9 protein-coding genes are annotated in these 10,193 nt (G+C 46.5%); 7 read left to right on the top strand and 2 right to left on the bottom strand.

From position 1 onward, the window contains the following. Window positions 1–199: 199 nt before the first annotated feature. Complete coding sequence (gene orn / locus AB4307_RS10475) at window positions 200–745, bottom strand: oligoribonuclease (protein WP_010434065.1); 546 nt, start codon at window positions 743–745, stop codon at window positions 200–202. Between the two features lie 150 nt (window positions 746–895). Here orn and rsgA point away from each other — a divergent pair, with 150 nt between their 5' ends. The 4 genes from rsgA (at window position 896) to AB4307_RS10455 (ending at window position 5,722) form a co-directional block, all read left to right on the top strand. After that, window positions 896–1,951, top strand: a complete 1,056-nt coding sequence (gene rsgA, locus AB4307_RS10470) for a small ribosomal subunit biogenesis GTPase RsgA (protein ID WP_017061306.1) — start codon at window positions 896–898, stop codon at window positions 1,949–1,951. A gap of 125 nt (window positions 1,952–2,076) precedes the next feature. Next, window positions 2,077–2,997, top strand: coding sequence for an archaetidylserine decarboxylase (gene asd, locus AB4307_RS10465; protein ID WP_017063172.1), 921 nt, complete (start codon window positions 2,077–2,079; stop codon window positions 2,995–2,997). Window positions 2,998–3,305: 308 nt separating this feature from the next. After that, window positions 3,306–4,721, top strand: a complete 1,416-nt coding sequence (locus tag AB4307_RS10460) for an SLC13 family permease (protein WP_017061303.1) — start codon at window positions 3,306–3,308, stop codon at window positions 4,719–4,721. A 113-nt stretch (window positions 4,722–4,834) separates the two neighbouring features. Further along, a complete protein-coding gene (locus AB4307_RS10455; RefSeq protein WP_017070291.1) occupies window positions 4,835–5,722 on the top strand; it encodes a DMT family transporter in 888 nt (295 codons plus the stop codon). Between the two features lie 58 nt (window positions 5,723–5,780). Here the strand turns inward: AB4307_RS10455 and epmA are convergent, their stop codons facing one another. After that, the gene (gene epmA, locus AB4307_RS10450) at window positions 5,781–6,752 is read right to left on the bottom strand and encodes an elongation factor P--(R)-beta-lysine ligase (RefSeq protein WP_248402750.1); all 972 of its coding nucleotides are present in this window, start codon (window positions 6,750–6,752) and stop codon (window positions 5,781–5,783) included. A 450-nt stretch (window positions 6,753–7,202) separates the two neighbouring features. On the opposite strand from epmA, the gene frdA reads away from it, so the two are divergent. From frdA to frdC, 3 genes are read left to right on the top strand one after another with little or no spacing between them, the layout of a single operon-like run. After that, the gene (frdA, locus tag AB4307_RS10445) at window positions 7,203–9,044 is read left to right on the top strand and encodes a fumarate reductase (quinol) flavoprotein subunit (protein ID WP_102332660.1); all 1,842 of its coding nucleotides are present in this window, start codon (window positions 7,203–7,205) and stop codon (window positions 9,042–9,044) included. Then, window positions 9,044–9,808 carry a succinate dehydrogenase/fumarate reductase iron-sulfur subunit gene (locus AB4307_RS10440; protein ID WP_009847917.1) on the top strand — a complete coding sequence of 255 codons (765 nt, stop codon included), beginning with the start codon at window positions 9,044–9,046 and terminating at the stop codon, window positions 9,806–9,808. The genes frdA and AB4307_RS10440 overlap by 1 nt, the downstream gene beginning before the upstream one ends. Window position 9,809: 1 nt before the next feature. Then, window positions 9,810–10,193 carry a fumarate reductase subunit FrdC gene (frdC, locus tag AB4307_RS10435; protein WP_104216256.1) on the top strand — a complete coding sequence of 128 codons (384 nt, stop codon included), beginning with the start codon at window positions 9,810–9,812 and terminating at the stop codon, window positions 10,191–10,193.

The following is a 10,193-nucleotide window of genomic DNA, read 5'->3' as shown; positions in this document are numbered from 1 at the left end:
CCAACTGAGCTAGTATCGCAATCTGAAAACGTCTTTCTCCGTTCAGGGCTGCGAATTATAAGAGCATTTTTTTGTGATGCAAGTCCTTAATGCAAAATTACGAAACTTTTTACTCAACTGCTGTAAAAGCACACAGATTTGCAAAAAAAACGGCTCTTATGTCCCTGAAAAGTTAGATAAACGTGATCATTTTATTCGACTAGATGTTAATAATCGTTTTTCGGTAGTACTGCAGCTCGGCGATCGACTCTCGAATATCGTCTAACGCAAGGTGACTTCCCGACTTAGAAAAACCATCTAACACTTCAGGTTTCCAACGACGAGTCAGCTCTTTCAGAGTGCTTACGTCAACATAGCGGTAGTGGAAGTACTCTTCTAACTCTGGCATGTGCTTGTATAGGAAACGACGGTCTTGACCAATGCTGTTGCCACAAATTGGTGACTTACCTTTTGGTACCCATTTTTCAAGAAACTCAATGGTTTGTTGGATGGCATCTTGCTCTGAAACCGTGCTTTCTTGAATTCGCTTCACGAGGCCGCTGCCAGTGTGAGTCGTTGTACACCACTCGTCCATCTTGTCCAATTCACTCTGAGGTTGGTGAATAGCCAAAACAGGTCCTTCAGCCAGGATGTTAAGCTCACTATCAGTAACGATAGTAGCAATTTCAATGATTTTATGAGTTTCAGGATCAAGTCCTGTCATCTCTAGATCAACCCAAATAAGGTTCTGATCGCTAAAGGACATAAGGCGTCGCCTATTTGTTTATGTGTAAAAGAGGTACTATACCCAAATAACTATACTCAAACTAGCTTTAGGACCATCGAAATCACGTGGTACCAGCAACATCCTGTTTGAGTCCCCAATCATCAAGTTAGATGTGTTAAGTGAAAAATTGTGGCTAAAAAAAAGAAGTTAACCAAAGGTCAAGTACGTCGTGTACGTAGCAACCAGAACAAGCGACTCAAGAAAGAAGATTCTATCCAATGGGATGAGAACATGCTTGGCGGAACCAAAAGCGGACTCGTGATTACGCGCTTTGGCCAACATGCTGATATCGAAGATCTTGAAACTAACGAAGTTCATCGTTGTAACTTACGCCGTAGTATCGAGACTTTAGTTTCTGGTGACCGAGTGACTTGGCGCGCAGGCTTAGAATCAATGGCCGGTATTTCTGGCGTTGTGGAAGCGGTTGAGCCGAGAACTTCAATGCTGACTCGCCCTGATTACTACGATGGCCTAAAGCCAGTAGCTGCGAACGTCGACCAAATGGTTATCGTATCGGCTGTGCTACCAGAGCTATCACTTAATATTATCGACCGTTACCTAATTGCTTCAGAAACGGTAAACATCGCGCCGCTTGTTGTACTGAACAAGGTCGATCTACTGACTGATGAGCAGATCGCTGAATACCGTGAAACACTTAAAGAGTACGAGAAGATCGGCTATAAAGTGATGTTCGTGAGTAAAGAGTCTGGCTACGGCATCAAAGAGCTGGAAGCTGAACTCAAAGACCGTATCAACATCTTTGTTGGTCAATCGGGTGTGGGTAAATCAAGCCTAGTGAATGCATTAATGCCTACGCTAGACATTGAAGAAGGCGAAGTCTCTGAGAACTCAGGTCTTGGTCAGCACACAACCACGGCAGCTCGTTTATACCACTTCCCTTCTGGTGGTGATCTGATTGATTCACCAGGAGTGCGTGAATTCGGCCTATGGCACCTAGAGGCCGACGAAATCACTGAAGCCTTTATCGAGTTCAAGCCTTACCTTGGCGGTTGTAAGTTCCGTGACTGTAAACACATTGATGACCCAGGCTGCATCCTGCGCGAAGCGGTAGAAAACGGAAAGATCAGTCGATTACGTTTCGACAACTACCACCGCATCATTGAAAGCATGGCGAGTAACAAAGATAACCGTCAGTATTCACGCAACAAAAAAGCCGATCTCTAATCGCGTTTTTGTGAACAAATGTGTGCATTTACTGACAATTGGCGCGAATTTAAGTAACATCTCGCGCCCTAAACCGTCATCGACAGATTTAATTGAAAAACAATTAGCATTGGAAAATTAATACAATGGATAAGATTAAAGTTGGATTGCAGTACTGGATTCCACAACATGGATTAACTCGCCTAGTCGGCAAACTTGCGTCTGCTAAAGCGGGCGGCTTAACGACAGCGATCATCAACTGGTTCATCAAGCAATACAAAGTGAACATGGATGAAGCTCTGCATAGCGATCCAAAACACTTTAAAACATTCAATGAATTCTTCGTGCGTGAATTGAAAGAAGGCATGCGTCCTATCGCTGAAGGTGAGTCTGTTATTGTTCACCCTGCAGATGCACGTGTGAGCCAATTTGGCCCAATTACTGACGGTCAACTGATTCAAGCGAAAGGCCATAACTACTCAGCTCGCGAGCTATTGGGTGGTGATGCTGCGCTAGCGGATGAATTTAAAGACGGTGAATTCGCAACGCTTTACCTGTCTCCAAGTGATTACCACCGCGTGCACATGCCATGCGACGGCACACTGCGCCAGATGATCTACGTTCCAGGTGACCTTTTCTCAGTTAACCCGTTAACGGCAGAAAACGTTCCAAACCTATTCGCACGTAATGAGCGTGTCGTTTGTATCTTCGATACGGAATTTGGCCCAATGGCACAAGTGCTGGTTGGCGCAACGATCGTAGGTAGTATCGAGCAAGTATGGGCAGGTACCATCACCCCACCTCGTGGTAACTCGGTTTACAAATGGGATTACCCTGCACAAGGTGACAAAGCAATCATCTTGAAGAAAGGCGAAGAGATGGGCCGCTTTAAGCTTGGTTCAACCGTTATCAACCTGTTCGCTAAAGATGCGATCAAGTTTGACGACACTATGCAAAATGGCGAGAAAACGGTTCTTGGTACACCTTTCGCGCACATTGCTGGCAAAGAAGCGCAAGCAAATGACGATGTTGTTACCGATTCTGCTGAGAACACTGACCAAGCTTAACAATTTGAGTTAACTCATTTAAGCTTTCAAGGCGCGTTACTTTTTCTATTTCAGAGAAGAACGCGCCTTTTTCTTAACTCTACCGATTCATTTGCTACTCAAGCTCTAACAACTCAATCTTTCAAACCCTGCCCAGCCACCTGCTGCTTCTCACTCTTGTCTCTAATTGCCCAGATAAAAGATTGACCAAAAACAAAACAACTGTCGAAACCTTAAACAACTTTTTGATTTTCCAACCCGTCTCCAAGTACCAGAAATCCAGATAACTTACTCTATTTGAAGATATTTTATTTATAGGGTCTTTGTACATGCCTAAACTCAATGTTGGCGTTCTGGTCAAGCTGTTGATTTGTTTTGCGATTCCCTTAGGCGTGTTATTCATGCCGATAGATTCAATACCAATCGATGATCTCACGCTGATTCAACACCGCCTGTTGGCGATATTCTTATTAGCAGCCCTGCTGTGGGTGCTTGAACCTGTTCCGGTATTCGCCACTTCCATTTTGATCATTGCGCTTGAACTGGTGATGATATCTGACAAAGGTTTACACCTATTTAGAAATCCACCAGCGGGGCACGATCTCGGTGAGTTAATCAAATATACCGACATCTTCGGTGCATTTTCGTCACCGATCATCATCCTTTTCATGGGTGGTTTTGCTCTTGCGATATCCGCATCCAAGTATGAACTCGATAACAACCTAGCTCGAGTGCTACTTAAACCATTTGGTACAGAACCGCGCTTCATTATGCTCGGCTTAATGCTGATCACCGCCGTGTTCTCAATGTTCATGTCAAATACCGCAACGACGGTAATGATGCTTGCACTGCTCGGCCCTATCGTGGCATCTGCACCAAAAGGCGATATGGGTATCAAAGCGCTCGTGTTGTGTATTCCAATTGCTGCCAATACTGGCGGTATCGCAACCCCAATCGGTACACCGCCCAATGCCATCGCGCTGCAATACCTAACGGGTGAAAATACCATCGACTTCCTCAGCTGGATGATGATGGGCTTACCCTTTGTGATCATCCAACTCACCATCGCTTGGTTTCTTCTACAAAAACTCTTCCCTTCTAAAGAAAGAAACATGGTGCTCAAGCTCGATGGACAATTTAGAAAGAGCTGGCGAGCGATTGTGGTTTACATCACCTTCGCTGCGACAATCTTATTGTGGATGACCACCAAACTGCACGGCATGAACACCTATGTCGTGTCTATCATTCCACTGGCTGTGTTTACGCTCACTGGCATCATGGGTAAAGAAGAACTCAAGCTGATTAACTGGGATGTGTTGTGGCTGGTCGCAGGTGGTATCGCGATTGGTATCGGCCTTGATAAAACAGGCTTAGCCGCTGCACTCGCACACGCAATTGACTATGAATCGCTGTCACCTGCAGCTGTGGTACTGACATTGTCTATCGTGTGTTGGTTAATGGCGAACTTCATGTCAAACACTGCGACGGCCAACTTGCTGATGCCGATAGCCGCTGCAATTGGTGCTTCCATGGAAAGCCTAGTTGCGATTGGTGGTCTGCAAGGCTTGCTGGTTGTGGTCGCCTTCTCTGCGTCACTTGGCATGATTCTGCCAGTATCGACACCACCAAACTCACTGGCCTACTCGACCGGGCTTATCGAAAGCAAAGACATGGCGAAGATGGGCATCATCTTAGGTATTGTGGGCTTGCTGATGGTTTACCTCGCCCTGTTTATCATCACCTAGTACGTTAATCCCTACTAATGCCCTTCCAGATAGTAATCACGTCTTTGCTATCTGGAAGGTTTAGTGCATATTGAATCCCCCACTTCTACATTTTGACACGGACGTACACTTCAATGGGATTCGAATGGTTGGCTCTTGCTGCCGCTTTTCTTTGGGCTATCGCGAGCCTGATGTCAGTAAAGCCTGCTCAACACTTAGGTTCTTTCGCCTATAGCCGTTGGCGCATGGGTTGCACTGCTATCATCTTATCGAGCATGGCTTGGTTTACTGGTGGCTGGTCAACGGTCGAAGCAGACCTAGTCACGCCGATGATGCTGTCTGGGCTAATTGGCATCTTCATTGGTGATACCGCCCTATTTGCTTGTTTGAACAGAATGGGACCGCGCCAAGCAGGTTTGCTGTTCTCTTGTCACGCCGTGTTCTCGGCAATTCTTGGTTACTTCCTATTTAGCGAAAGCATGACTTCGGTGGAGCTGATTGGCTCGGCTTTGGTGTTTAGCGGCGTTTTAACCGCGATATTCTTTGGTCGTCGAGGACAAGCCAACAACCAACTCGAAACCATTAAAGGCACTGTGTGGATTGGTGTTGCACTGGGAATTACAGCTGCGATTTGCCAAGCCTTGGGCGGTATTATTGCAAAACCCGTGATGCAAACCAGCATAGACCCTGTTGCTGCCTCTGCCATTCGAATGATCACCGCCTTTGTTGCTCACTCCGCATTTCGCTTAACGGGCGCCAAGCTCTCACGCGCAATCAACCCAATGAATGGTCAAATATTTGCGATTACCGCAGTTAACGGGTTTTTAGCGATGGCGGTGGGAATGACGCTGATTTTGTATGCGCTGCAGGAAGGTAATGTCGGCATGGTCGCTCTGTTATCTTCAACCACGCCAATCATGTTGTTACCGATACTCTGGCTGTACACCAAGCAGAGACCGAACGCCTACGCTTGGATCGGGGCTATTGTTGCCGTATTGGGTACAGGTATTCTAGTAAGATAGTGGTACTGGGATTCAAGTCAGTTAGTCAAACAGTAAGTAAAACTAACTGAACAGAGAGCTAAGAGCGCGGGAACGGAAAAGCGGTCACGTCATCGATGTGGTCATAACCTAACGCCAGCATGATCAGACGATCAATACCTAACGCAACACCCGCACAGTCTGGTAAGCCCGCTTTTAATGCCTCAATCAAGTGATGGTCAATCGGTTGAGGCGATAAGCCCATCTCAATACGTTTGGCATTGTCATCTTCAAAGCGCTTGAGCTGCTCTTGTGGCTTGTCTAGTTCATGGAAGCCGTTTGCCAATTCAATGCCTTTGAAATACACCTCAAAGCGATCGGCTACTCGCGAGTCATTCGGGTTAATCTTGGCTAATGCCGCTTGTGAAGCCGGAAAGTCATAAACAAACGCAGGGACTTGTTGCCCTATTTTGGCTTCAACCCCAATACTAAACAGCAACTGCAGCAAGGTATCACGATCTTCTTCAGGGTCAGCTATATCGCTGAGCCCAAGTTTTGCTGCGGCTTGCTTTAGCGTAGCCATCGAATCTTCCAGGGGACACACACCTAACACGTCAATAAAGGCTTGTTGGTAAGTCATTCGCTCTGCTGAGCCCGATTTAAGTACCTGCTGTAACAGCAAATCCATTTCATCCATCAGGTCATGGTGATCAAAGCCAACGCGATACCACTCCAACATGGTGAACTCAGGGTTGTGGTAACGGCCATTTTCTTCGTTACGGAAAGACTTACAAATTTGGTAAATACAGCCACTGCCCGCCGCTAATAGACGTTTCATATGAAACTCAGGGCTAGTCATAAAGAACAGAGGCTGACCGTGCGCATAACCCGGCCCTACGAATTCAGTTTTGAAAGTATGCAAATGCACGTCCGTCACCGTGGCGTGGCTCATCGCAGGCGTATCCACTTCCATCACGTTTCGCTCAGCAAAGAACTGACGGATTTGATTAAGGATATCAGCACGTTGCTTTAACTGCTTAATGGTTGCGGCTGGTTGCCATGTTGAGTGCATTATTAAGTTCCATATTACTGAATTCTAGGCGACGAAAATTACCACCTTTCGCCTCTTTTGTAAGCTTCTATCTTTCTATTCGTGAAAGCAAAATGTTGTTTTAATGAAGCCAGAAAATTACGTTCTACAATACAATTATCAATACAGATTTCACATCAACATTGATAACAAAAATCATACTCAACAAGCCGTTAACACCCGTCCTGTGGGTTAATCGTTATCAACAATTCATTGCCGTGATTGCAGTCACATAACCTATAATTTCTATGCCTCCATATGCACTACCGACCTAAAAACCCAAATGCATCAACTTTTCGAATACCTTCCTCTCTTACACTGAACCTACCACTTAAGGCTTAGGGGTGATAAACGGTTGATGCCGTTTAAGTACTCTCTAAATGCTTTTTATAATAACAAGCGGAATACTCCGCATCACACTGGAGAATAACTGTGAAGACAATTACCACAGATATCGCAGTCATCGGCGCAGGCGGCGCTGGTCTTCGTACAGCAATTGCAGCAGCTGAAGCTAATCCTGAATTGGAAGTAGCACTGATTTCTAAAGTTTACCCAATGCGTTCGCACACGGTGGCAGCAGAAGGCGGTTCAGCAGCGGTAATTAAAGACGAAGATAGCCTAGATAACCACTTCAACGATACTGTTGGCGGTGGCGACTGGCTATGTGAACAGGATGTTGTTGAATACTTTGTTGAAAACTCGACTCGCGAAATGATCCAAATGGAACAATGGGGCTGCCCATGGAGTCGTAAAGAAAACGGTGAAGTAAACGTACGCCGATTCGGCGGTATGAAGGTAGAGAGAACGTGGTTCGCAGCGGATAAAACCGGCTTCCACATGCTTCATACTCTGTTCCAGACTTCGATGAAGTACGACACAATCAAACGATTTGATGAGTACTTTGTGGTGGACCTTCTCGTAGAAAACCAGAGCGGCGTTGAAGATGGCGAAGTACAAGGCCTAATCGCGATTCACATGTCTGAAGGTGAGCTTGTTACCATCAAAGCAAAATCTGTTGTTCTAGCAACCGGCGGCGCAGGTCGTGTTTACCACTGTAATACCAACGGCGGCATCGTAACTGGCGACGGTATGGCAATGGCTTATCGCCACGGTGTACCACTGCGTGATATGGAGTTCGTTCAATACCACCCAACAGGCCTGCCGGGCACTGGCATCTTGATGACCGAAGGTTGTCGTGGTGAAGGCGGTATCATCGTCAACAAGAACGGCTACCGTTACCTGCAAGATTACGGCATGGGCCCTGAAACTCCAGTGGGCGAGCCGAAAAACAAATACATGGAACTGGGTCCACGTGACAAAGTTTCTCAAGCATTCTGGCACGAGCAGCAGAAAGGCAACACCATCAAGCACCCACTTGGTGATGTCGTGCACCTTGACCTTCGCCACCTTGGTGAAGAGTACCTGCAAGAGCGTCTACCGTTCATCTGTGAGCTAGCAAAAGCGTACGTAAACGTCGACCCAGCAAAAGAGCCAATCCCAATTCGTCCAACCGTTCACTACACCATGGGTGGTATTGAGACTAACGGTACCTGTGAAACTCGTATTAAAGGCCTATTCGCCGTTGGTGAATGTGCTTCAGTTGGCCTACACGGTGCAAACCGCCTAGGTTCTAACTCTCTGGCTGAGTTCGTAGTATTTGGCCGCGTTGCTGGTGAAGAAGCAGTGAAACGCGCTGCTGAATTCAAAGGCTGGAACGAAGAGTCTATCGCTAAGCAAGTGAAAGCGGTTGAAGATCGCATCGCAGGCATCTTGGCTCAAGAAGGCGACGAGAACTGGGCTGATATCCGTACTGAAATGGGTCACACCATGGAAGCGGGTTGTGGTATCTACCGTCAAGAAGACTTGATGCAAAAGACCATCGACAAACTCACTGAACTGAAAGCTCGCTACAAGAAGATCAGCATTAAAGACAAAGGCAAAGTATTCAACACTGACCTACTTTACGCTATCGAAGTGGGTTACGGTCTTGAAGTTGCAGAAGCGATGGTTCACTCAGCGATCCTTCGTAAAGAGTCTCGCGGTGCACACCAACGTCTAGACGACAACTGCACAGAACGTGATGACGTGAACTTCCTGAAACACTCTCTATCTTTCTACAACGAAGATGCAGCACCAACCATCGACTACAGCGGCGTTAAGATCACCAAATCTCAACCTAAAGCTCGTCTGTACGGTGAAGCTGCAGAGAAAGCCGCTGCCGCTGAAAAAGCAGCAGAAGAGAATGCTAAGAAGAGCGAAGAGGAGCAAGCATAATGTCAGCGAATCGAATCCAAAAAATTGAAATCCTGCGTTATGACCCTGAGCACGATGCAGAACCTCACTTTCAAACCTTTGAAGTACCATTTGATGAAACCATGTCGGTACTTGATGCGATTGGTTACATCAAAGATAACCTAGATAAAGACCTGTCTTACCGTTGGTCTTGTCGTATGGCGATTTGTGGTTCTTGCGGCATCATGGTTGATGGCGTGCCAAAACTGGCATGTAAGAGCTTCTTACGTGATTACCCGAATGGCTTCAAGATTGAGCCTTTGGCTAACTTCCCAATCGAAAAAGATTTGATTGTCGACATGACGCCGTTCATCGAGCGCCTTGAAGCGATCAAGCCTTACATCATTGGTAACGACCGTAAGCCAGAAGACGGCACGAACATCCAAACTCCAGAGCAAATGGCGAAATACAAGCAGTTCGCTGGCTGCATCAACTGTGGTTTGTGTTACGCAGCATGTCCTCAGTTTGGTCTAAACCCTGAGTTCATCGGCCCTGCGGCACTTGCTCTTGCTCACCGCTACAACCTAGATAGCCGTGACAATGGTAAAGCCGAACGTATGAAGCTTATCAATGGCGACAATGGCGCTTGGGGCTGTACGTTTGTAGGTTACTGTTCTGACGTATGTCCGAAGAAAGTAGACCCAGCGGCTGCAGTAAACCAAGGTAAAGTTGAGTCTTCAATGGACTTCGTTATCTCGATGTTCAAGCCAGACGGATCGCAAGTAAAAACAGCAGAGGAGGCATAATATGAGCAATCGTAAGCCTTATGTTCGTGAGATGAAGAGAACGTGGTGGAGCAACCATCCGTTCTACCGCTTCTACATGCTACGTGAAGCGACTGTACTGCCTTTGATTCTATTCACTCTGTTCCTAACCTTCGGTTTGGGTGCACTAGTGAAAGGCCCTGAAGCGTGGGCTGGTTGGTTGAGCTTTATGGCTAACCCTATCATTGTTGGTATCAACATCGTGGCACTGCTAGGCAGCTTGCTGCACGCTCAAACCTTCTTCAGCATGATGCCTCAAGTAATGCCAATCCGTCTTAAAGGCAAATTGGTTGATAAAAAAATCATCGTACTGACCCAGTGGGCAGCGGTGGCTTTTATTTCTTTAATCGTTCTTGTTGTGGTGTAA

It is taken from the genome of Vibrio sp. 10N.261.52.C2, from assembly GCF_041471425.1.
GTDB classification, from domain to species: Bacteria; Pseudomonadota; Gammaproteobacteria; order Enterobacterales; family Vibrionaceae; genus Vibrio; species Vibrio crassostreae_C.
This window is presented reverse-complemented; position numbering and strand designations above follow the sequence as displayed.

What these genes read in the sequence shown, in the direction of transcription:
- AB4307_RS10455 (WP_017070291.1), top strand. Translation starts at nt 4,835, where the DNA reads ATGGGATTCGAATGGTTGGCTCTTGCTGCCGCTTTTCTTTGGGCTATC.
- AB4307_RS10440 (WP_009847917.1), top strand. Translation starts at nt 9,044, where the DNA reads ATGTCAGCGAATCGAATCCAAAAAATTGAAATCCTGCGTTATGACCCT.
- frdC (WP_104216256.1), top strand. Translation starts at nt 9,810, where the DNA reads ATGAGCAATCGTAAGCCTTATGTTCGTGAGATGAAGAGAACGTGGTGG.
- orn (WP_010434065.1), bottom strand. Translation starts at nt 745, where the DNA reads ATGTCCTTTAGCGATCAGAACCTTATTTGGGTTGATCTAGAGATGACA.
- epmA (WP_248402750.1), bottom strand. Translation starts at nt 6,752, where the DNA reads ATGCACTCAACATGGCAACCAGCCGCAACCATTAAGCAGTTAAAGCAA.
- AB4307_RS10460 (WP_017061303.1), top strand. Translation starts at nt 3,306, where the DNA reads ATGCCTAAACTCAATGTTGGCGTTCTGGTCAAGCTGTTGATTTGTTTT.
- asd (WP_017063172.1), top strand. Translation starts at nt 2,077, where the DNA reads ATGGATAAGATTAAAGTTGGATTGCAGTACTGGATTCCACAACATGGA.